This is a genomic window from Shewanella sp. 125m-7 (genome assembly GCF_052977045.1).
In genome coordinates this window covers 39,577-61,992 of sequence record NZ_JBRILQ010000029.1, presented here as the reverse complement: position 1 = coordinate 61,992, position 22,416 = coordinate 39,577, and the positions used below count along the sequence as shown (strand labels likewise).

At 45.2% G+C, this 22,416-nt stretch carries 23 protein-coding genes; 6 read left to right on the top strand and 17 right to left on the bottom strand.

From position 1 onward, the window contains the following. The first annotated feature begins 477 nt into the window (after window positions 1-477). A complete protein-coding gene (locus ACVBIL_RS13915) occupies window positions 478-933 on the top strand; it encodes an RNA recognition motif domain-containing protein (protein WP_447167568.1) in 456 nt (151 codons plus the stop codon). Between the two features lie 10 nt (window positions 934-943). Here ACVBIL_RS13915 and murI read toward each other — a convergent pair whose 3' ends face one another. Continuing rightward, window positions 944-1,747 (bottom strand): glutamate racemase, encoded by an 804-nt coding sequence (gene murI / locus ACVBIL_RS13910; protein ID WP_447167567.1) that lies wholly within the window; start codon window positions 1,745-1,747, stop codon window positions 944-946. A gap of 198 nt (window positions 1,748-1,945) precedes the next feature. Between murI and trmA the strand changes: the two genes are divergently transcribed. Next, a complete protein-coding gene (gene trmA, locus ACVBIL_RS13905; RefSeq protein ID WP_447167566.1) occupies window positions 1,946-3,043 on the top strand; it encodes a tRNA (uridine(54)-C5)-methyltransferase TrmA in 1,098 nt (365 codons plus the stop codon). Between the two features lie 72 nt (window positions 3,044-3,115). On the opposite strand, the gene fabR is transcribed toward trmA, so the two are convergent. Further along, window positions 3,116-3,730 (bottom strand): HTH-type transcriptional repressor FabR, encoded by a 615-nt coding sequence (gene fabR, locus ACVBIL_RS13900; RefSeq protein ID WP_447167565.1) that lies wholly within the window; start codon window positions 3,728-3,730, stop codon window positions 3,116-3,118. A gap of 140 nt (window positions 3,731-3,870) precedes the next feature. On the opposite strand from fabR, the gene ACVBIL_RS13895 reads away from it, so the two are divergent. The 3 genes from ACVBIL_RS13895 (at window position 3,871) to mnmH (ending at window position 7,302) form a co-directional block, all read left to right on the top strand. Next, window positions 3,871-4,977 carry an acyl-CoA desaturase gene (locus ACVBIL_RS13895; RefSeq protein ID WP_447167564.1) on the top strand — a complete coding sequence of 369 codons (1,107 nt, stop codon included), beginning with the start codon at window positions 3,871-3,873 and terminating at the stop codon, window positions 4,975-4,977. A gap of 187 nt (window positions 4,978-5,164) precedes the next feature. Continuing rightward, a complete protein-coding gene (gene selD / locus ACVBIL_RS13890; RefSeq protein WP_447167563.1) occupies window positions 5,165-6,205 on the top strand; it encodes a selenide, water dikinase SelD in 1,041 nt (346 codons plus the stop codon). Beyond that, window positions 6,205-7,302, top strand: a complete 1,098-nt coding sequence (gene mnmH, locus ACVBIL_RS13885) for a tRNA 2-selenouridine(34) synthase MnmH (RefSeq protein ID WP_447167562.1) — start codon at window positions 6,205-6,207, stop codon at window positions 7,300-7,302. The genes selD and mnmH overlap by 1 nt, the downstream gene beginning before the upstream one ends. Before the next feature lie 24 nt (window positions 7,303-7,326). Here the strand turns inward: mnmH and ACVBIL_RS13880 are convergent, their stop codons facing one another. From ACVBIL_RS13880 to nudE, 4 genes are read right to left on the bottom strand one after another with little or no spacing between them, the layout of a single operon-like run. After that, window positions 7,327-9,006 carry an MFS transporter gene (locus ACVBIL_RS13880; protein ID WP_447167561.1) on the bottom strand — a complete coding sequence of 560 codons (1,680 nt, stop codon included), beginning with the start codon at window positions 9,004-9,006 and terminating at the stop codon, window positions 7,327-7,329. Further along, on the bottom strand, window positions 9,006-9,473 hold the full coding sequence (locus tag ACVBIL_RS13875) for a GNAT family N-acetyltransferase (RefSeq protein WP_447167560.1): 468 nt from the start codon (window positions 9,471-9,473) through the stop codon (window positions 9,006-9,008). The genes ACVBIL_RS13880 and ACVBIL_RS13875 overlap by 1 nt, the downstream gene beginning before the upstream one ends. Further along, complete coding sequence (cysQ, locus tag ACVBIL_RS13870) at window positions 9,466-10,275, bottom strand: 3'(2'),5'-bisphosphate nucleotidase CysQ (protein WP_447167559.1); 810 nt, start codon at window positions 10,273-10,275, stop codon at window positions 9,466-9,468. Before cysQ ends, ACVBIL_RS13875 begins: the two co-directional genes overlap by 8 nt. A gap of 43 nt (window positions 10,276-10,318) precedes the next feature. Further along, window positions 10,319-10,873: an ADP compounds hydrolase NudE gene (gene nudE, locus ACVBIL_RS13865; protein WP_447167558.1), complete on the bottom strand. Its 555-nt coding sequence runs from the start codon at window positions 10,871-10,873 to the stop codon at window positions 10,319-10,321. A gap of 98 nt (window positions 10,874-10,971) precedes the next feature. On the opposite strand from nudE, the gene yrfG reads away from it, so the two are divergent. Beyond that, on the top strand, window positions 10,972-11,640 hold the full coding sequence (gene yrfG / locus ACVBIL_RS13860) for a GMP/IMP nucleotidase (RefSeq protein WP_447167557.1): 669 nt from the start codon (window positions 10,972-10,974) through the stop codon (window positions 11,638-11,640). Between the two features lie 128 nt (window positions 11,641-11,768). Here the strand turns inward: yrfG and ACVBIL_RS13855 are convergent, their stop codons facing one another. The 11 genes from ACVBIL_RS13855 to gspD form a co-directional block, all read right to left on the bottom strand. After that, entirely contained in the window at window positions 11,769-12,527 is a 759-nt protein-coding gene (locus ACVBIL_RS13855) for a type II secretion system protein N (RefSeq protein WP_447167556.1), read from the bottom strand. 9 nt (window positions 12,528-12,536) lie between these two features. Beyond that, the gene (locus ACVBIL_RS13850; RefSeq protein ID WP_447167555.1) at window positions 12,537-13,013 is read right to left on the bottom strand and encodes a type II secretion system protein M; all 477 of its coding nucleotides are present in this window, start codon (window positions 13,011-13,013) and stop codon (window positions 12,537-12,539) included. Window position 13,014: 1 nt separating this feature from the next. Beyond that, window positions 13,015-14,208 (bottom strand): type II secretion system protein GspL, encoded by a 1,194-nt coding sequence (gspL, locus tag ACVBIL_RS13845; RefSeq protein ID WP_447167554.1) that lies wholly within the window; start codon window positions 14,206-14,208, stop codon window positions 13,015-13,017. A 44-nt stretch (window positions 14,209-14,252) separates the two neighbouring features. Continuing rightward, complete coding sequence (gene gspK, locus ACVBIL_RS13840; RefSeq protein ID WP_447167553.1) at window positions 14,253-15,233, bottom strand: type II secretion system minor pseudopilin GspK; 981 nt, start codon at window positions 15,231-15,233, stop codon at window positions 14,253-14,255. A 2-nt stretch (window positions 15,234-15,235) separates the two neighbouring features. Further along, entirely contained in the window at window positions 15,236-15,955 is a 720-nt protein-coding gene (gspJ, locus tag ACVBIL_RS13835) for a type II secretion system minor pseudopilin GspJ (protein ID WP_447167552.1), read from the bottom strand. Then, window positions 15,936-16,313: a type II secretion system minor pseudopilin GspI gene (gene gspI / locus ACVBIL_RS13830; protein WP_447167551.1), complete on the bottom strand. Its 378-nt coding sequence runs from the start codon at window positions 16,311-16,313 to the stop codon at window positions 15,936-15,938. Before gspI ends, gspJ begins: the two co-directional genes overlap by 20 nt. After that, complete coding sequence (gene gspH, locus ACVBIL_RS13825) at window positions 16,310-16,903, bottom strand: type II secretion system minor pseudopilin GspH (protein WP_447167550.1); 594 nt, start codon at window positions 16,901-16,903, stop codon at window positions 16,310-16,312. The genes gspI and gspH overlap by 4 nt, the downstream gene beginning before the upstream one ends. Window position 16,904: 1 nt before the next feature. After that, window positions 16,905-17,339, bottom strand: coding sequence for a type II secretion system major pseudopilin GspG (gene gspG, locus ACVBIL_RS13820; RefSeq protein WP_447167549.1), 435 nt, complete (start codon window positions 17,337-17,339; stop codon window positions 16,905-16,907). A gap of 67 nt (window positions 17,340-17,406) precedes the next feature. Then, window positions 17,407-18,630, bottom strand: a complete 1,224-nt coding sequence (gene gspF / locus ACVBIL_RS13815; protein ID WP_447167548.1) for a type II secretion system inner membrane protein GspF — start codon at window positions 18,628-18,630, stop codon at window positions 17,407-17,409. A gap of 3 nt (window positions 18,631-18,633) precedes the next feature. Then, window positions 18,634-20,205 carry a type II secretion system ATPase GspE gene (gene gspE / locus ACVBIL_RS13810; protein WP_447167547.1) on the bottom strand — a complete coding sequence of 524 codons (1,572 nt, stop codon included), beginning with the start codon at window positions 20,203-20,205 and terminating at the stop codon, window positions 18,634-18,636. Continuing rightward, window positions 20,198-22,342 carry a type II secretion system secretin GspD gene (gene gspD / locus ACVBIL_RS13805; protein ID WP_447167546.1) on the bottom strand — a complete coding sequence of 715 codons (2,145 nt, stop codon included), beginning with the start codon at window positions 22,340-22,342 and terminating at the stop codon, window positions 20,198-20,200. Before gspD ends, gspE begins: the two co-directional genes overlap by 8 nt. Window positions 22,343-22,416: the final 74 nt, after the last annotated feature.

The window sequence follows — 22,416 nt, the reverse complement described above, 5'->3', positions numbered from 1 at the left end:
GTCGTTTGGCTGAGGAGGCGTATTCTACACTCTCCAGTGGCGGCGTCAAGCGCTTATTTTAAGAAGTTTTTCAAGCGGTGATTTATTAATCGCTAGTGCGCAAATCAAAACCCGAAGCTCTTAAAGCGTTTGTCACCTGAGGCTACTTTCCGTAGAACTTAACCTCTCTAACGCTGCATGCTAGGCTAATTGCCTGCTTTGCCGTGTCAGTGGGGTCGCATTATAGGTGGATTTGTTCTGAGCGCAAGCGCTTTTTACTCAGCATTTGTTTGCTTGCTTATCTTTTCAACAAAGCGTCATTCTCCGCTCATTTGTTGCACTTTTAACGCTCAGTTATCAACCAATAAAGCACTAGATTATAGATAAAGTTCATTTTTTCAGCAACACACTAGAGTATTGGCTAATAATTCATTACCATAGTCCTGTTATTAACAGTTAGTTATCAATTCATTTATTAACTCTTTAGAGATTATATTTATGCAGAAGTCATTCTTGATCGTCTTGGCCGTGGCCATTGTAGGTGCACTCGCTATTTTTCAGATAGCACCAGACCTAAACGGTGCCATCGCTTTCTTTACTGGTGCTATTATCGCGAGCGTTATTTTTTCTCTTCAATCTAAAACGCCTGCCTCAACAACTAACAGCAACGAACCATATAGCGGTCCAACAATGACACTATATGTTGGCAACCTTCCTTATCGTGTACATGAAGGTGAAGTTAAAGCGTTATTTGGCGAATTTGGCCCAGTAAACTCTGTCCGTTTAGTTCGCGACCGTAAAACTGGACGTCGTAAAGGATTTGGATTCATTGAAATGTCAGAAGCTGGTGCTAAGAAAGCAATGACTAAACTAAATGAGTTCGACTTCCAAGAAAGAACTTTGAAGGTACGTGAAGCAAAATCGCAAGATTCAGAAAAAGGCGACAACGCTTAGAGATGTATCGCTAACCTAGATTAGCTGAAGAACGTGACACTATAGTAGTGAATCCTTTTTCGGCTAGTCTGGTTGCTAAACCCGATGTAATATTTTCAGTCGTATATATAGCTATTAACTCCCCTGCACTATTATCTAATTTAGCCGCCGCTATGCTATCAAGTAAATAAACCACTCTTTGTGCTATTGCTCTACCTGAGTCTAGTAACTTGACTCCCGAACCCAATATCTGCCCGATTTCATCCGCTATGATAGGGAAATGAGTACAGCCTAATACCAGTGTATCCAAATTAGTGTTTTGAATTGCCTTTAGCTCCGACTCTAACTTAATAAAATCTAGGCTTTCACCCGCAAGCTTGGCCTCAGCTATCATTACGAGCTCCGACGATCCAAACAGGTCGACCTCACAATCACCAGCAAACTCTTCAATTAACTCTCTTGTATAAGAGCGTTTAATTGTACCTGGGGTCGCTAGTAAGCCTATGTGTCGAGTCTTTGAAATCAATGCCGCGGGCTTGATTGCAGGAACAACTCCTACAATTGGGATTAAAAGACGCTCTCGCAAACCTGGAAGCACCAAAGTGCTGGCAGAGTTACAGGCGACGACGACAAGTACGGCCTTAGTTCGCTTTACTTGCTCGCAGATGAGCTCAACACACCCCTCGATTAAGACCGACTCTTCGAGCTCACCATAAGGTAAACGGGCATTATCGAATAGATAGCAATATCCTTGGTCGGGTAATACTTTTCTAATCTCATCGAAAATAGATAAACCACCAACCCCCGAATCAAAAATAAGAATAGGTCCAGACAAAAGTATTCTCCGCTATAAGGTAAAAGTCATGTCTATATGAATAAATGAAGCCGCTGTAATGCTCGATTATCAGCAGAATTAGCTATTTTGCTTTAGAATTTTCCCACATGCTAGATAAAATCGGAAGTTAGAAACTGGACATCCGTTCAATCTAGTATAATATTCCGCCCCTAATTTAATGCCTACGGTAATCAAAATATGAATTTAGCAGCAATGGATCCTACTACCTATGATGTGCAACTCGAGGCGAAGCGCGTCAAGTTAACGCAGTTATTTGCTGATTTTGATACGCCGGAACTTGAAGCGTTCAGCTCTGAGCCAGCACATTATCGTATGCGTGCAGAGTTTAGAGTTTGGCATGAAGGCGAAGACCTCTATTACTATATGTTCGATAAAGAACTGGATAGCAAAGTTCGTTGTGATCAGTTTTTGCCTGCCAGCGAGCTGATTAATAAAATGATGCCTGCTTTAGTCGAACTATTAAAGCCAAACACTATCTTACGCCATCGATTATTCCAGATAGATTTCCTATCAACCCTAAGTGGCGAGATCTTAGTATCACTGCTTTATCATAAGCAGCTAGATAGTGAATGGGAGCAGCAAGCCAAGATCCTAAAGCAAACACTAAGCACCCAGTTTAACGTCAATTTGATTGGTCGCGCCCGTAAGCAGAAGATCATCCTTGATAAAGACTTTGTGGTTGAGTCGCTCAATGTTGCAGGTAAGCAATTACAGTACCACCAGATTGAGAATAGCTTTACTCAACCTAACGGTAAAGTATCAGTCAAAATGCTTGAGTGGGCGATTGATGTTACCAAAAACAGTCGCGGTGACTTATTAGAGCTTTACTGTGGGAATGGCAATTTCTCTATTGCCTTGGCACAAAACTTCGACCGCGTGTTAGCTACTGAATTGGCAAAACCATCGGTTGAATCAGCACAATACAACATCAAGGTAAATCAGGTCGAAAATCTGCAGATCATCCGTATGTCTGCCGAGGACTTCACTGAAGCCATGGCGAAGAAGCGTAGCTTTAGACGTTTAGAAGGTATCGATTTAGACAGTTATAACTGTAATACCATTTTTGTCGACCCACCACGTGCTGGCCTAGACGCAGATACAGTAAAACTGGTACAAGGTTATGAGCGTATTGTTTATATCTCATGTAATCCACATACCTTACTCGATAACCTAACGGAACTAAGCAAGACCCATAAGATCACGCGGTTTGCGCTATTTGATCAGTTCCCCTATACCGAACATATGGAATCGGGTGTTTTTCTTGAAAAGAAATAACATCTGATAAGACGAACAAATACAAAAAAACGGCATCCTTTGGGATGCCGTTTTACTGAAATAGATAGTAAGTTACTTTTGCTCTTTCTTGTTTTGCAGGGCATCCGCCCCTTTGGCAATCATGTGCAATTGAATAATCAAGCGGTCAGCAAGGATCTTGCGATCGGCACGCTTCATATCGAGTGCAGCTGCGCCCGCATTAAATACTAAAGTCACTAACGCTTCTGCCTGCGCATGCGCCAATTCAGGCAAGCGATTTGCGGTCGCTTCAGTGTAATGGGCTAATTCAGAAATGAAATGTTCAATCTCACGTGCTACCGCTCCCCTAAAAGGAGCCGATGTACCTGAACGTTCATGCAGTAAAATACGAAATACGTTCGGATTAGATTCAAGCACTTCCATAAAGGTTTCAACCGAAATGCGGATAACACTACCACCGGCTTCCGCTCGTTGACGGCCCTTACGCATTAATTGCCTTAGCGTTAAGCCACCTTCATCCACCATAGTTAAACCTAGCTCATTCATATCTTTAAAATGGCGATAAAAAGATGTTGGAGCAATATTTGCCTCACGGGCGACTTCGCGCAGACTCAGACTAGAAAAGCTACGTTCAGCGCTTAATTGATTAAACGCTGCATCGACAAGTGCCCGCCGAGTCTTTTCTTTTTGTTGTGCTCTAATGCCCATGTTGAACCTACTTACGAAAATTATTCCATGAATAATACCGCTTTTTAATACAAAACGCAGCATCTACAAACTTGACCCAGTTCACTATCCAAGTTAAATTAGCGTACAGATGTACGCTCAATAAGAGATTTAAAACTATAATGAAAAAACCTCCTATCATCTGGATGAATGTGAGTCTATTTACCATCACATTTGCCTGCGCTGTAATATTCGTGCCTTGGTACGGTATCGCTCATGGCTTTGATGCCATTGAATGGGTCGCCTTCGTAGCTCTCGCTTTTGCTAGCGGGCTATCCATCACTGGTGGCTACCATAGACTCTGGTCCCACCGTACCTATAAAGCTCACGCTTCGGTTCGATTTCTCTACGCTCTTGGTGGCGCATTAGCACTACAAAACAGTGCATTACACTGGTCTTCTGATCACCGAGTGCATCATAAGCATGTCGATAACAACGATAAAGACCCCTACTCTGCCAAAATGGGCTTCTGGTATAGCCACATAGGCTGGATGCTACGAGAATACCAGTCACAGCGTTACCATGATTACAAAAACGTTCGCGATCTGCAGAATGATAAAATTGTGATGTGGCAGCATAAATTTTACCTACCATTGCTGCTTATAATGAACTTTGGCTTACCTATTCTGTTGGGTTGGCTCAACGGCGATATTCTTGGCATGTTACTGTTAGCCGGACTGCTACGCTTAGTGGTTGTGCACCACTGCACCTTCTTCATTAACTCGTTGGCACATATCTGGGGCTCGCAACCTTACACTGATAAAAACACCGCCCGTGATAACGCCTTTATAGCCCTGCTGACATATGGCGAGGGTTACCATAACTATCATCATATTTTTGAAAACGACTACCGTAATGGCATTCATTGGTGGCAATACGATCCAACTAAGTGGCTGATTAACGGCTTGGCTTGGATGGGGCTCGCAGATAGTCGCCGCGTGGTGCCACAAGAGCGAATTGAACACGCTCGCCTGCAAATGCAATTAAAGCGTACTCAAAATAAAGTCGCTCATTTGCCTAATAGCGAAGAAATCATCGACAAGTTGCAAGCCGAATACGAAATGCTGAAAACTCACCTTGTTGAGTATTACGATGCTAAAAAGGTCTTAATTGAAGCTAAGCGTAAACAGCTGGCCGACAAGCATTTGCTTAAGCAAGTAAAAGAGTTAAAACAACGCTTTAAACAGCAGCAAAAAAGCTGGCATAACTTGACTGCTAGCTTTAGTTGATAAAATAACGAAGACCGCAATTATCGCGGTCTTTCTTATTTATATTGGCTAGGATTAACCAGACGCAGTCAATAACCCCCTTAAGGACAAGATTCAAGTCGCAACTTGTACTAGAGGCCGATTGAAGTCCCCCCATTATGGGTCTATTATGATCGGCTACTTACCATTTTCAGGGCGTTTTAAGCTCATGTCAGATTCAGAAATTAAACTCACCGAGTATAGTCACGGCGCCGGTTGCGGCTGTAAAATCTCACCCAAAGTACTTGGCACCATACTCGCCACTCAGCTACCTGTATTTGATGACCCGAATCTACTGGTGGGTAACCAGACCCGTGATGACGCAGCCGTTTATAAGCTTAACGAAACCACTGGTATTATTAGTACCACAGACTTCTTTATGCCGATTGTAGACGACCCATTTACCTTTGGGCGAATTGCAGCGACCAATGCCATTAGCGATATCTATGCCATGGGTGGTACACCTATGATGGCCATTGCGATTCTAGGCTGGCCTGTGAATAAACTGCCCGCAGAAGTGGCACAACGAGTTGTTGACGGCGGCCGACAAGCCTGTGCAGACGCAGGTATCATGCTCGCTGGCGGCCACAGTATCGACTCGCCAGAGCCTATTTTTGGTTTAGCCGTCACCGGCCAAATCCCACTAGAAGAGCTTAAGCAAAACGATACTGCGAAAGCGGGTGATATGCTTTATTTAACCAAGCCTTTAGGCATTGGTATTTTAACCACAGCGCAGAAGCAGAAAAAACTAGCCGATGCAGACTTAAACACGGCTGCAGAAGCCATGTGTCAGCTCAATATTCTTGGCCCTCAGATTGCTAAAATCACACAAGTCAACGCATTAACTGACGTTACTGGCTTTGGGCTTGCGGGTCATTTGCTTGAGATGTGCCATGGTGCAGACTTAAATGCAAAAATTGATATTGGCTTGTTACCTCTACTCCCTAATGCTCGTCACTACTTAGAGTTGGGATGTATTCCTGGTGGCACACACAGAAATTTTGATAGTTATAGTGAGCACTTACCCGTGCTAACTGACGAGCAAAAAGCGATTATTTGCGACCCACAGACCAGTGGCGGATTACTCATTGCGGTTGCTAGCGAAGGCGAGGCAGTCTTGCAAAAATTGCTCTCTGACAATGGTATCGAACCTATCTGCATCGGCCAGCTCGTTGAGAAAAGTGCGACTAGCACAGTGGAGCTTATTTAATGTCACTCAATAAAGTGCGTGCCAGCGAATATCGTCGAATACTCGTTAACGATCATCCAATAATGGATGCGCGCGCACCGGTAGAGTTTGAAAAAGGCGCCTTTCCTGCCAGCGTTAACCATCCTCTGATGGAGGATGAGGAGCGTAAGTTAGTAGGCACTTGCTACAAAGAACGCGGTCAAGAAGCGGCAATCAAACTCGGTCATTCACTGGTCCACGGTGACATAAAGCAGCAAAGAGTCGATGCTTGGCTAAAATTCTTCAGCGATAATCCTGATGGCTACTTGTATTGTTTTCGTGGCGGCCTTCGCTCGCAACTGACACAGCAATGGTTAAAAGAAGCAGGCCTTGATATTCCGTTTATCGAAGGCGGCTACAAAGCCATGCGCCAGTTTCTAATTGAAACAATCGATGAAGCGGCTAGCATCAAGCCCATGCTGATCTTAAGTGGCATTACCGGCAGTGGTAAAACAGATTTTTTACTCGACCGTAAAGAAGCTGTTGATCTAGAAGGGCTTGCGCACCATAGAGGCTCTAGCTTTGGCCGCTACCATGAACCACAACCCAGCCAGATTAACTTCGAGAACGCACTCGCTATCGCGCTATTAAAGCACCAAGACAGTGATGCCAAGCACTTACTACTTGAAGATGAGAGTTATCTGATTGGTCGCTCTGCCTTGCCCCAGGCATTTTATGCTGGGATGCAATCAGCTAGCGTATTGGTACTTGAAGAGGCTTTAGATGCAAGACTGGCACGCCTGCTTAATGAATACGTGCACAAGATGCACTCTGGCTATATTCAAAGACTAGGTGAAGAAGCGGGCCTTGAAGCATTTGCCCAATACTTAGCACTGAGCATCACTGGTATCAAAAAACGCCTAGGTAACAAGCAGCACGATGAGTTTCAAGCAATCATCACTAACGCGCTAAATATCCAGATGAGTCAAAACGATACTAGTGCCCACTTAGAGTGGATTGAATTATTATTGGTAAAATACTACGACCCAATGTATCAATATCAAATTGATAAAAAGGCCGAACGCATCATCTTCAAAGGTGATCATCAAGCAATGCATCAATGGCTAGATAACCACTAATATCAATCAGTATAACCTTTAACTTCATCCCATTAGCTCCACATCAACGGCAGCTAATGGGATTATTTCGAACTTCAGCCCCCTGCCTTTAATAGCATCAAATTTAACTAGCACGACCTTAAAATCAGCAAACTCTGCACGCGCTTTAAATGCTTTGACTGAGCGCTCATCCACGCAAATGACGCTATCAATATCGTTATGACGTTCTGCATACCAAGTTAGTCTAGATAACGCCCAACTAACAAGGCCATGATTAGTCGCTTTTTGATAAACAGTTGGCGCAAACATCATGGGATGACTAAAACTGCCGAAAACGACCGCTAAGTGACGCCAAGACCTTTGTTCAACGACAACTAACAGCCGAGGAGACCTGTGCAGTCCATCTGTATCAACCAGCTCTGCCGTAAGCCTGACTCTGCGAATATAGTAGCTAATAAGGCTTAATAACAGTTCGGGCCAGCGCCAGAGTAAATAGCCAAACACAAGCAGATTTGCGCTAGCCAATACTAGAAACAATCGCTCTATGGGCCACTGCAATACATTCAATGCCAGCATGGCAAATAGCGCAGAGCTCACCATAAATAGGGCATTGATAATATTATTACAGGCAATTGCTTGCGCGCATTCACCCTCTTTCGCTCGCGCCTGAATATAGCTGTATAGCGGCACGATAAACAGTCCACCTCCCACGCCAATCATAAATAGATCAAGCATTAAGCGGTAATGAGCGCTCTCATCAGTAAAACTATACAAGTTATATAACTGGCTAAGTACAGCCTGTTCAGGCAGAGAGAAATACAGATCGATACCGAAACTAGCCAGTATAACCAGGCCTAGTGGCGTTATTCCTAGCTCGACTTGTCGACAAGATAAGCGCTCGCATACAAAAGAGCCCACCCCAATACCGACCGAAAAAAGCAGTAACAATAACGACACCACTGTTGGATCTGCATTTAAAGTAATACGGGCAAAGTTTGGAAACTGGGTTAAATAAGTCGCGCCGACAAACCAGAACCAGCTAATCGCCAAAATCGCCATCCAGATCCCCTCTGATTGGCGCGCTTTCTTAATATTCTGCATTGTCGCTGACACAATAGAAAACTTAGGCTTAGCAGTAGAATGAGGCTCAATACTTGGGATAAACCAACTTGTTACCATGCCAATTAACGCTAAGATAAACACACTGGCGGCGGCCCAATAAGTCGCATTATGACTCGCTACAATCAGCCCCGCCGAAATGGTGCCGATTAAAATAGCAAGAAAGGTCCCCATCTCAACCCAAGCATTACCAGACACCAACTCGCTGCTATCTAACACTCTTGGGAGCAATGAGTATTTCACTGGACCAAAGTAGGCCGACTGCACACCAGTCAAAAACAGCAATAGCAACATGACGAGATAGCTATGGCTCAGGATGGCAAATATTGCCACAGACATGATAATGAGTTCGAGAAACTTAAGCCTGCGGATTAATACAGCCTTATCAACATAGTCGGCAATCTGCCCTGCATGGGCTGAAAACAGTAAAAAAGGTAGGATAAATAAGCCTGCGGCCATATTCACAAATAGATTTACATCTATCGGTAACTCATCAAGTTGTGAATAAGTGACCAAGAGCAGCAGCACATTTTTAAATACATTGTCATTCAATGCCCCTAGGCATTGAGTCACGAAGTAAGGTAAAAAACGTCGGCTAAATAGCATCAGCCTGAGGTGTGAACCGGTTTATGATAGGTCATGAGCAACCTAGGCTCAGCTTCACCAAAATAATCGGCTTCAAAATCTTGTTCACGAAAGCCTATACGTGAATACAGATCTTTAGCCGGGTTATCAGGTGCTACGGTTAAATTGATTTGATTAACCTCATTTGGCAGCGTCGCTAACAGGTGTGAGATGAGCTGAGTACCAACGCCTTGGCCTCTGGCATCTTCCGCGACTGCAACCGATAAGATCCAGTTGGTATCAGGCTTACCACTCGTTGACGCCAACAAGTAAGCAAGCATTTTTCCATTAGTATCTTTTGCTACTAAAAAGCCATTTGCCCAGCAGTCCAACGCTTGTCTGAAGAAAAAGTCCGGATAACAATGCCCAGCAAAGCATTGCTGCTCAAGTGCATCAATCGCGGCAAGATCTTGCTTACACGCGATTGAAATTAGCCTTGTATCATTCATTGATAAGGATCTGATCCCACTCAAGTGCTGGCGCACCAACCACGATAAAATTAGGGTTTTCTAAGCTTTCTCGCTCATTGTAAGTCAGCGGCTGTAGATTAAGATCCATGATCTGACCACCCGCCTCTTCAACAATAATCTGCGCGGCACCAGTATCCCATTCACCCGTTGGACCAATACGCACATAGCAATCTGCTCGGCCTTCAGCCACTAAGCAACTCTTAAGCGCCGCGCCACCTAATACTACCAGCTCACAGTGCTTATCTTGATTAAATAGCTTAATTACCGACTTGGGATCTTGGCGACGACTGACCGCTAAACGCAATGCTTCAGAATCTTTAGTCAATTGCTTACTGGTTATACGTACTTCAGCGCCATCTTTGCGTTTGTAGGAGCCTAAGCCCGCAATACCGTAGTAACAGACCTCTGTCATCGGCACATAAACGACCCCGAGAATAGGACGATTGTGCTCAACTAACGCGATAATCACGGAGAAATCACCGCTGCCAGCAATAAACTCACCGGTACCATCGAGTGGGTCGACCAACCAATACCGCGGCCAATCACAACGCTCAGCAAACGGGATCTCCGCATCTTCTTCTGATAACACGGGAATGTCTGGTGTCAGCGCTTTAAGCGCATTGGTAATGATTTCATGGGCGGCGAGATCTGCAGAGGTCACAGGCGTATTATCAGATTTTATCTCGCGCTCGTAATCACCTTTCTGATAAATATCACGAATTTTATTGCCTGCTAATGTTGCGATTTCAATGACTTGATCTACATAATTCTCTGGCTTCATAACTACTCCAACAGCCTAATACCCATGACTTGCGTCGTTTTCACTATCTTAGTTGTAGATGTTTTTGCGCTAAAAATAAAGCACTTACGCTGCGCGACTCTGAAAAGTCTTCTTCGTTTAGCAGATCTTGCCATTGCGCTAACGGCCAAGGGACCATGTCGATAGGTTCCGGCTCATCACCTTCTAGGACACTCTCGTAAAGGTCCTCTGCTAAGAATATCTGCATCTTGCTAGCAAAGTAACCTGGTGCGAGGCTTAATTCCATTAAATGGGTGAGCTTTCTCGCCCCATAGCCTATCTCTTCTTGAAGCTCGCGATTCGCGGCTTCACGGGCCTCTTCACCAGGATCGATCAAGCCCTTAGGAAATCCAAGCTCATAACTATGGGTGCCAGCAGCATATTCCCGACCCAGTAATAATTCAGTACCATTGAGCACAGGTACAACCATGACTGCACCACGATTATTACCTTTCATACGCTCATATTGACGCTCAACTTGATTAGAAAAGCGTAAGTGCACTTGTTCAATCTGGAACAGTCGACTCCTTGCAACGACTTCAGCGTGCAAAATTTCCGGTTTCTCATTCTTTTTCGTCATACACATCCCAGTGCCGCTGCCGACTTGTCATTTAATTCAGTATAATCTTACTATTGTTGAACCAATCTACAACATGAATTTTCTAGGATCGCGTAACTATGTTTCCATGGAACGAAATTGACACAGTTTTACTCGATATGGACGGGACTTTACTGGACCTGCATTTCGACAATCACTTTTGGGTGCAGCTGATCCCTAAGGTACTTAGCGAGCAGCGAAATATCTCCATCATAGAGGCTGGCGACTGGGTCGAACGATGCTATAGAGATGTAGAAGGTACATTAAATTGGTATTGCCTCGATTACTGGCAACAACAGATGGGGCTCGACATTATGGCGTTACACCGCACTTTGGTTGAGCGGATCCAGTTACGCCAAGACAGCATGCCGTTTTTGGATGCGCTTAAACATGCCGGAAAACAGCGTATTTTGGTGACTAACGCCCACCCAAAAAACCTAGGTTTGAAATTAGAACATACCGAGTTAGGTTTAGGGCTCGACAGTATGATTTCAAGCCACGAAACCGGTTACCCGAAAGAACATCCGTTATTTTGGCAACATCTATTTAAGCAGTTTAATTTGCAGCCAAGCCGTTGCCTGTTTATTGATGATAACGAAGCCATATTGCAAGCGGCCAAATTAGCGGGCGTGGGTTATCAGTTAGGCATTGCTAACCCTGATAGCCAAAAACCTAATAAGGTGTTTGATGATTTCCCTGCAATTGAAGATTACCACTATCTGCTAGATGAGCTGATTAAGCAGGCATAACAATTGGCCGCAATAAAGAACCAATTAACAAATATCAAATATCAAATACAAAAATGAAAAACAACAAAGGCGCCACGTTGGCGCCTTTTCATTAATACAAATCACTCTAAAACCTATCAGGATAAGCGCTAGATAGGTAGTCGCCCCTGATACGTGATCGGGTAGTAACCTTGGCTGTCCTTTTTACCTAAGAAAGATAACGCTTTCTTTAAGTCATCAGGCTGAGTGTTCACTTCACGGATCTTAGCGTTCACTTGCACCATCTTCTTGTCGGCTAATACAATTGTGCCATCCAAACCGAGGCCATTAAGCTTTTCATCTGTCGTCAGCTCAACTTTACCGTCGAGACATGCCAAACCTAGCGCGATATCGCCTAACGGGTACTTACCGAACTGGTTAGTTACATTAACTTGATTCAAAAATAACTTACCCGATAGTTGTTCACACCATGGTAAGCCCTGCTCGAAATTATCGACCAATACACTCAAGTCGCCATTAACTTTGGTTCTAAAGGGTAAGTTAGTGCGCCCTAACAAGAAGCCACTTGGCGCTTCGAATCGTAAGGCACTGATGTCTAACCCGCTAAACGAATAAGCGACAGTACCTTTACCATTAACGGCACTGGCTCTGCTACCAATCACCACATCAGCTTTGACGGTACCCGTTAGCAAGGACCAAACATTCAAATCCCATTTGATCATTTCCAGTTGGCGTTGTTGTACACTCAGCATGTCGATGCTGCCAGCCCAAATCGTGCCAGATACACCACCAATAATCACATTCTTTGGCAGAGGCGCCAGCTTTACAGCAACGCTGGCCGGAAATAGCACCACTAAAAATACTAAGTAGACTAAAAAGCCCAGCGCAATCTTTTTTGCTAATTTCACTACAACACCTTACTTCGACAGCTGAATACGACGGACATTAACGTAACCTGGGATGTCAGACTCGGCTAAGTCTAAACTCTCTAACGATAAGCCCTTTTTCTGCACCAATTCATTTAAATAATTCAGTAAGGTGTCGAACGGAACCTCATCCATCCACACTTGAATTTTATTGCCTTGAGGCTGCATACGAGTAATGGTGAGACCAAACGCACCCGCCGTTTGGTTAACTGCCGCACTTAAACTGCCTCTAAATGCATTACTACCATCACTTTGCTTAAGCCCTGCTATCCGATTAGCGGTTTGTTTAACGTAGTTTAGCGTGCTCTGCTGGCCCTCTAATCTACGTACAGCTTCATCTTCTGCGTTAGCGATTGGAGTCCAAACACCCCAATACAAGACGCCTATGACCAACACTACACCACAAGCCGCAACCATCTGCTGCTCTCGCAGTACTAGACCATTCCACCAGGTTTTAACGTTTTCCATCTTATTTGCTCCTTATGGTCAAGGTGCTGGTGACTTGAGACTCACCGCTATTCATAGCACCACCATCTAGCTTGTAGGAACGCGCAATGATCTCTTTAAACTTTTCAATCTGCTCATAATTCTTGGCTGTGACCTGCATACGAATTTCGTTACGATTACTATCAAAACGCAATGTCGTTGGTTTAAGTTCAGGCACTTGGTCAAAGGCATCTCGCATACCACTAAGCATCACAAAGAACTCACTACCACTGCCACCACCTTGAAGGGTACGCACGTAACTTCCCATCTGTGAACGCAGGTTTACCACCCGCGAACTACCTGGTATCACTTGCTTATAAATTTGCTCACTTTGAGCCTGCAGTGCATCGGCATCGCTATTCATCTGATGAATGTTGAGCCCCTTATTCACTAGCGCCAAAACCACAATCACCGCGAATGCAATTCCAGCATTACGCCATAATGTTAGATGCTTACCGTATTCTTTCTTGGGCTTGTAAACACCAGAAAGTAGATTCATCGGTGCATGTAACAAGCCTTTCGCTAACACGAGCATTGGCAGATCTAACGGTTGAACTTTGACTTGTGTGCCCGCTAATTGCAGTTCGGTATAACCCGCAACTGTCGTTTGCGTGCTTGATGTTGCCGGAAGTAGCTCAGGTAGCGCAACGTCAAGCCAGCTTTGGCTCAAACTTACGCCACTGCCCTCGCCTGTTCGCAGTAAAATCTCTTTACCGAAAGTCATTGCAGCCCAGTCGCACTCCGCCAGTGGCAGCGCTAAACAGTCGGGTACGATGCATTTGGCTTTCAGCCCCGCATCGCTAAGCCACTCAATCCAGGCTTGCATCTGTTCGTGCGCGACAACGGCAATACTCAGGGCATCGCCATCTCGCGGACCGGTAACAAAATGCAGCTCATCGACATTTTGCGCAAGATTCTCTTCCAGCATAAAAGGCAGTGCCTTTACCGCTTGGCGCTGGCTTTTTTCTGGTAACTCAACTTGAGTCAATGTAATGCTTGAGGCTGGCACTAATACCTCAACAGCTCGATGACCCGCTCTTTCAGTAAGCGTTGACAGTGCACTGGCATCACTCAGCTCACCAGAACCTATAATTTCTTGCTCCTGCTCAGACCAAACTAACCAAGAGCATGGCTGCTCGGCGGTTTGCCCTAAACGGATAAATAGTCTTTCACTCACTGATTTATCTCCACAAGTCTCTTCAACTCATTAAAGGACTGTTGTTATTTTTGCCCACCAAATTGGCGAGATAACACTTCTAATTTCTTACTGTCACCGTACAACACACTTTCTAACTTAAACACGGCGGTATCCACTTTAGCGCCAGCTTCGAGTAAAAAGTACTTACTCGTTACACCAAAACTCGACTTGAGTTTAGCGTCCCCCGCTAAAGACGCGATTGATGAATTTTCCCAAAACTCATCAATCTTATCGTAGCCATCTAGTGGTCGCTGATTGATGATGCTTTCAGCCTCACCAACAGAAATCTTGTTATCTAACATGCCAGCGATTAACGCAGCTTGCTCTACTGGCACTGTGTTAACGTTTAACACTTGCGTGCTATTACCCGGAATAGCGCACACATAAGGCGCCAGCTTTAAGTAAATATCTTGGGTAAATCCCATCACAGCCCGTAGCTCACTCTTATGACTCATCAAGGTATTTGCTGCGCGATAAGGCACATTTCGCGACTCATAGTCGGCATCTTCCGCGCCATAAGGGCCTGCAGTCTGATCTTCATCGATATAATCTTTAGCGGTCTGGGCTAAGCGCTCAGCAGCGAAATCATCCATTCCAAGCGCGACCAATAACCCTTTAAATTGCACTGCGGGTAGTGGCATTTTAGGCTGACCATTTTCTACTTTCTCACTGGGAGCAGATAACGAATTAACGTTAAAACAAGCTCGCATATCGCTAATTTTACCCGCTATTTCACCTTTTTCGGCAGGGAAGATGACATCAGCCTGTGCCCAGTACTGTTGCAAATGTACGGTGTCAGCATCATCTAAATCTTGTTTCAGTACTTTTTTGGCTATCTCTTCAGCGGAAATAGCGTACCAAAAGGCCTGATCATACTGCGCCATATTCAAGGTGCGCCTAACCGACAGCTGATTACGCGAGGTAATATTGGTAGCAATAATCGCAACCATGGCCACAATCAAGAGCACAACGATAAGGGCCACGCCACCTTGTTTATTGCGCATGCTTATTCACCTGGCTGTTTTCCATCTTGCTCTTTACCATTATCACGGTTGCCATCGGGTACTGACTGATCATTACCGCCATTGCTAGTGTCGTCATTACTTCCAGCAAGCGCCCCCGTCGGCACTAAGAATTTACGTTGAACTTTGCCAATGTCTTCAAACTCAATTTCCATTGCGATCGCTTTGGGTAATTTCGTCGCGTCAGTCTGACGTTCCCATTTATCATCGGCAAAAAAGGCGTATTCAACTGAAATCACCTTATCCATAATCACTGTTTTAATCGGCTCTGCACCAATTTCAGGCTCTGGATAAGGGTAATACCAACGCTCTAACTTTCCATCCATCACCACATAAGCGACTGACTGCAAGCTGCCACGTGGTAGCAATCCATCAGGGTTTAACCAGCCTAAGCGAAAAAATACCAGTGACTCAGATTCTGAATCGAGCATATTGCTGCCAGTCTGAAACACCGTGGTGCCCCTGCCACCCTCTAACAATCTAGGAGTACGGGCGACCATCTGATTTAAATCGCGCTCAATCACGCCAAAGCCTTGCTGCATCGCCTTTAGTTTGGCGGCAAAATCTCGAGTCGCAGTATCGTTTTTCATCACTGTGCTGAGTACGGTATTTGCCGCTAGCCCCAACATGGCGAAAATCGCAATGGCGATTAGCATCTCTAGCAGCGTAAAGCCGCGTTGATGCTTAGTCTGCTTTAAGCACATAACTGCTCACTTCAGCGATGGTTCGCGAAAACCGTTCATCATCGCTGATACTTATACGGATCATTCTAAAATTATCATCGGTCGTTTTAATGACCTCTTTACGCCAATACCAGTCTTGGTTGGCAAGTTCGACCTGACCGTCTTTACGGCCGATTTCGGGAAACTTAGGGTCTAACCTAGCATCAACCATCTGGTTGTGGGCAACCCATTGCGCCATGGTGCGCTCTTCTAAAATAGGCATATTAGCGATCTGCTCGCCTAAGCTTTTAGTGATTGATACTGCAGCAATCGAAAATACCGCTAATGCCACAATCACCTCTAACAAAGTCATGCCTTGTTGTTTATTAGACTGGCTCATAAGACGTCTTCATCTTCAAAGCCCATCCGCAAACGTCCAAGGACATCGCCAAACACCACCACCTCAATATCTTGTTTCATCTCGTCTTCGCTAACGAAAGACAACTCAAATGCACTCATCTCACCACTGGGAAATAACAATATTTGCGGTTCTGGAAATTTCTTTTTGTCGTCAGCAGATTTCTCAATAAGCGGCTCATCAAACCAAGAATCTTGCTCTTCATCTTCTTGCACCAAAGGCAGGCCATCGAGTACCAGAACTAACTCGACTCCAGGTTCCATCTGACGCTCAACCAGCAATCTGTCTTGCTCCAACGGTTTCCACTGACCTTCGTCGTAATAAACATATTTATAGCTAGTGTCTTCAATCACAATACCAATGAAGTGACCACTGAGTACCGTCTCATCCAGCACCATTTCAGTTGACATCATGAACTGCAGCGCGGTTCGTTCAAGCGCTTTTTCTTTACTCGCACCACCCATACCTAAGGTCACAGCCGTGGCTGCTAGTCCCATAAGCAAAACAACGAGCAATACCTCCATTAAGGTGAAGCCCGTTTGTCGCGCTAAGTTTACTCGCGGCGTATTCATCTTATTGGAAGTTCTGTAGGTTCCAATTACCGATATCATCTTCGGTGCCAGGCTGGCCATCGGGGCCTGAACTGAAGATATCTAGCTTACCGTTTTCACCTGGGCTCAATAGCAGGTAATCACTGCGCCATGGATCTTGCGGTAGACGCTTTACATAACCGTCAGCACGGTAGTTACGTGGCTCAGGAGAGATAGTAGGCTTTTGCACTAGCGCTTCAAGACCTTGCTCTGTGGTTGGGTATACACTGTTATCTAACTTGTACATGTCCAAAGCATTTTCTAATGCAACAATGTCTGAAACCGCTTTTTGTTGGTCGGCCTTATCTTTGTTACCCATCAAGTTAGGTACGACCATAGAGGCCAAAATACCCAAAATAACAATAACGACCATGACTTCTAATAGGGTAAAACCTTGTTGCTTATTACGTGTTTGCATTAACAAATTCCTTAAACTATAAAACTCAAGTTCCGCAGTTAAAACCCGTTGTAACTGCTAGTGAGCATTAACCACTAATCATATTATTCAGCGCCAAAATTGGCTGAAGAATAGCAAGAACAATAAACAGAACCACTGCAGCCATGCTAACAACTAACATAGGTTCGAACACCCCTAAAGCTATCGTCACATTAGACTCAAACTCTCGGTCCTGGTTGTCGGCAGCACGCTCAAGCATCTGCTCAAGCTGGCCACTTTTTTCACCAGAGGTAATCATATAGAGCATCATTGGCGGAAAAAGTTTAGTGTTGGCGAGCGCCGTTCCTAAACTTGTTCCCTCACGCACCCTTAATGTTGCATCTTCAACGGCAGCTTTCACTCTAACATTGACCAAAACATCACTGGCGATACGCATCGCATCGAGCAGAGGTACTGAGCTTGCTGTTAAAATACTTAATGTACGGGCAAAACGCGCCGTATTTAGACTCTTACTCACCTTGCTGATCACAGGTAAACGCAGCAACATGCTGTCGTATTTCATGCGGTTTTTGGGCGCGACCAACAAGCGTTTAGCAATAAAGAACAGGCCCACTATCGCAACCAATACAATCAGGCCGTAATCGCGGATAAAGTCAGACGATGCAATTAATAACTCTGTCGTCCAAGGTAGCTCCTGCCCCATATGCTCGAACTGACCGACAACCTGCGGCACAACGGCAGCCAACAAAATGGCAATAACACCAATGGCGACAACCGTCAGTACGATGGGGTAAATCATCGCTTGGGTCATTTTACTCTTGAGTTGCTGGCGACGCTCGGTGTAATCGGCAAGGCGATTCAGTACCACTTCTAAGTGGCCCGACTTTTCGCCTGACGCCACCATAGCGCGGTATAACTCATCGAAAATATGCGGGAACTCAGCCATCGAGTCAGCCAGACTATAACCTTCGACAACCCGTGAGCGTACCGCCATAATCATACTGGCTAAGCGGTCTTGTTCACATTGTTGACCTACGGCCTTTAGTGCTTCTTCAACGGGTAAGCCAGCGGCAACCAACGTCGCGATCTGGCGAGTAATTAACGCCAGTTCAGCAGTTGATATGCCGCGCTTAAAAAAGCTCAAGCCAGATGACTTTGCTTTACTTTCTTTCTCAACCACTGGTGTGATTTCCAGTGGCATCAAGCGTTGCTCTCGTAACTGCGTACGAGCATGTCTTGCGGTATCCGCCTCGACCACACCCTTTTGCTGTTTACCCGTTTTATCTAATGCTTTGTATTCAAATGCTGGCATGGCTTACTCCTCTCGAGTGACACGCAGCACTTCTTCGAGGGTGGTTTTACCCGCAAGCACCTTGCTCATACCGTCATGACGAATGCTCGGTACGAATTGACGAATGTGTTTCTCAATAGCAAGCTCGCCTCGACCCGTATGGATCAGTTCACGCACAGTATCATCAACAGTCAACAACTCATGAATACCTGTACGACCACGATAACCATTATGACCACAAACCTGGCAGCCTTTGGCGCGGAAAATAACCCGCGTATCGTCTGCCGTAATACCTAACAACTCTCTTTCACGATGATCCGGTACATGCTCTTCCTTACAGCTTGAGCATAAGGTACGAATAAGACGTTGAGCGAGTACGCCGAGCAAACTGGAAGAGACAAGAAAAGGCTCGACCCCCATGTCTTGCAAACGGGTAATCGCGCCCGATGCTGTATTGGTGTGCAAGGTTGAAATCACCATGTGGCCAGTTAACGAGGCTTGCACTGCAATCTGCGCGGTTTCTAAATCTCGAATTTCACCAATCATCACCACATCAGGATCTTGACGCAAAATAGCCCTAAGCCCACGAGCAAAAGTCATATCGACCTTAGTATTCACCTGAGTCTGACCAATACCTTCAAGTTCATATTCTATCGGATCTTCAACCGTCAGAATGTTGGTATCTTTTGAGTTAAGCTCTGTCAGACCAGCGTACAAGGTGGTACTTTTACCCGAACCTGTCGGACCGGTCACCAAAATAATTCCGTGCGGGCGGCGGATTAGTTCATCAAACTTATGACGTACAGACTCGGTCATACCGAGTTGCTCTAAATCTAAATTACCCGTGTTTTTGTCTAATAGACGCAGTACCACTCGCTCGCCATGGCTAGAAGGCATAGTTGATACACGCACATCAACGGCACGGCCAGCGATACGCAATGATATACGCCCGTCTTGCGGTACGCGTTTCTCGGCAATATCAAGCCGCGCCATAACCTTAATACGTGATACCAATAATGATGACAACTTACGGTTTGGCTTGAGGACTTCTTTTAAAATACCGTCGACTCGGAAGCGCACAACAAGTTGCTTCTCGTAGGTTTCGATATGAATATCTGAGGCTTCTTCTTTGATCGCTTCAGACAAGAGTGCGTTGATTAACTTAATAATCGGCGCATCATCGTCACCTTCTAACAGATCTTCCGTTTGTGGTAACTCTTCAGCAAGAGTGAACAAGTCCATCTCATTACCGATATCTTCCATCATCTGCTGCGCTTCAGATGAGTTCGCCTGATAAGCCTGAGTTAAGCGTGACTCAAAAGCCACATCCTCAAGCTTAATCAGTGGTAACTCTTTACCGCAGTAACGGCGCACCTCAAGTAAAGCGCTCAAGGGAGTACTTGGGGCGTGATATAGCGACAATTCACCGTCATCATCAGCCGCTAATGCCACTTTAAAACGGTGTGCAAAGGCAAATGGCAAACGTTCTTTACTGCTTGAATGGAAGACCAAATCGGCCTCAGCTTCAGAGACGAGTCCAAGCTCATTAGATACTTTTGCTAGCTCTTCATCAGTTTGAATTTGATTCTCACTCATCTGCAGATTCTTTATCTGTCGCGGTTTCAGCATCAGTCTTTACAGCACCGGACTCTTTACTCTCTGAAATGCTCTTCAGCGCTGGATCAGTCTGGCGCATCTTAGTGTCTAAACCTTTACCTTCTTTGTAACGGTTAAGCACTTCATTCACATCTGCTGGTAGATATGCCTCTTGATCCCACTCTTCAAGTATTGGCACATCGGTATTTGGCATTAGGTTAACGCCGCGCTCTTGCTGCTCAAGCTGCAGTGCACGGAAATAGTTATACTTGCGGCCAGCAATGCCTTCCATGGTAATGCCGTCACGAATGATGGTTGGTTTAATAAATACCATTAAGTTGGTTTTTTTCTTGCCGCTAGAAGAAGACTTGAACAGGTGACCAATAATGGGGATGTCACCTAAGAATGGGACTTTTTGTACCGACTCTTGTACTTCTTCCTTAATCAAACCACCTAGTACCACGATTTGACCCGAGTCAGCCATTACCGTCGTCGTTAAACGACGAGTCGCAAAAGTGACATCGACGCCAGTTTTACCGTTAATGCCCGACACTTCCTGCTCAATGGTTAACTTAACCGAGCTACCTTCGTTGATTTGCGGTACGACCTTTAGCTTCACGCCCACTTCTTTACGTTCAACGGTTTGAAATGGGTTGCTGTTACCGTTACTTGAGTTTTGACTACCTGTCAGAATCGGCACTTCATCACCCACGATAAACGAGGCTTCTTGGTTATCTAGCGTAGTAATTGATGGTGTTGCCAATACGTTTGATTTGGTATCACTCGATACGGCTTGAATTAGCGCACCAAAGTCACCCATGGCTACGCCCCACGCCATGCCATTTACCTTACCTAATGCTTGCGCAAGTAAAGTAATATCACCTCGACTATCAGGGTTTTCAGTACAGGTACCGTCATTACAAACCGTTGAGCCTTCTTCACCTTGCGCCTGCCAAATACCGGCTCCAATTTCGCCAATAGTTGGGCCTAAGTTATTAAACTGAGTACCACCGCCAGCTTCCGTGGCCCACTGGATACCAAAGCCAACATCATCACCTTCTCCAACCTCAACGATGATCGCTTCAACCAGTACTTGTGCACGGCGAATATCCAGTTGGTTAATGACGCTTTCAATGGTGCGCATCTGATCTGGCTCGGCGCTGATCACCAAGGCATTGGTGTCATTGTGGGCCATGATGTTAATTTCATTACGACGCTTGCTGCCGCCACCTTGTGGTGCGCCCTTATCATCAACAAGTTGCTCAGCAAAACCGGTTAGTACTTCAACTAAATCTTCCGCCTTGGCATAACGTAGGTAACGCACCTTAGTGTTACCCGTGCTAGCTTGCTCGGCATCCAGCTGTTTAATTAACTTAACCACGCGCTCACGGCTCTTTTCATCACCACTCACAACCACAGCGTTAATACGCTCGTCAGCCACTACTTTTGGCGCCTGACCCGGCATCTGTGCTTGATTAGCCGTTGAACGGTAAAGGGTATCTATGATACGAACGATTTCACCCGCTGAAGCATATTCAAGTTTTACCACCTCAACGGCGGTATCACCTTGCTTATCGACACGACGCACAATTTCAACCAGCTTGTTCACGACAGCCGCACGGCCTGAAAGCATCAATACGTTTGAAGGGTCGTAGTTTACGACGTTACCGCCGCCAGCGTTATCGTTGAGCTGACGCAATAAAGGGGCCAGCTGCTTAGCTTCGGTGTTATAAAGGGCGACGATACGAGTAACCATCTCGTCACCGAGTCCAGGCGCATTATCATCGGCGACGCGGATAGCTGCGGTCTTAGCATCTTTATCTTTAATCACCTTGATGATGTTGTTGTCCATTTCGACAACGGCATAACCATAGACTTGTAATACATTGAGGAAGAATTGGTAATACTGCTCGTCGGTCAGTAGATCGTAACTACGAACGTTAATTTTGCCACGAACGGTGGGGTCGACAATAATCGTTCGATCCAAGTTTTTACCAACTATATTGATAAACTCTTGGATATCTGTGCCTTTAAAGTTAGCCGCATATTGTTCAGACCAAGCTAATTGAGGCGCCAGTAAAGAAGCCCCCATCACCATTCCGGCGATTAGTCTGCGTCTAATCTGCTTATTATTCATTATTATACTTCCCCTAAACCCTTTCGTTGCTGCAAACTAAAATAGTCTTACTGCAAAATTTTATTGTTTTTCCG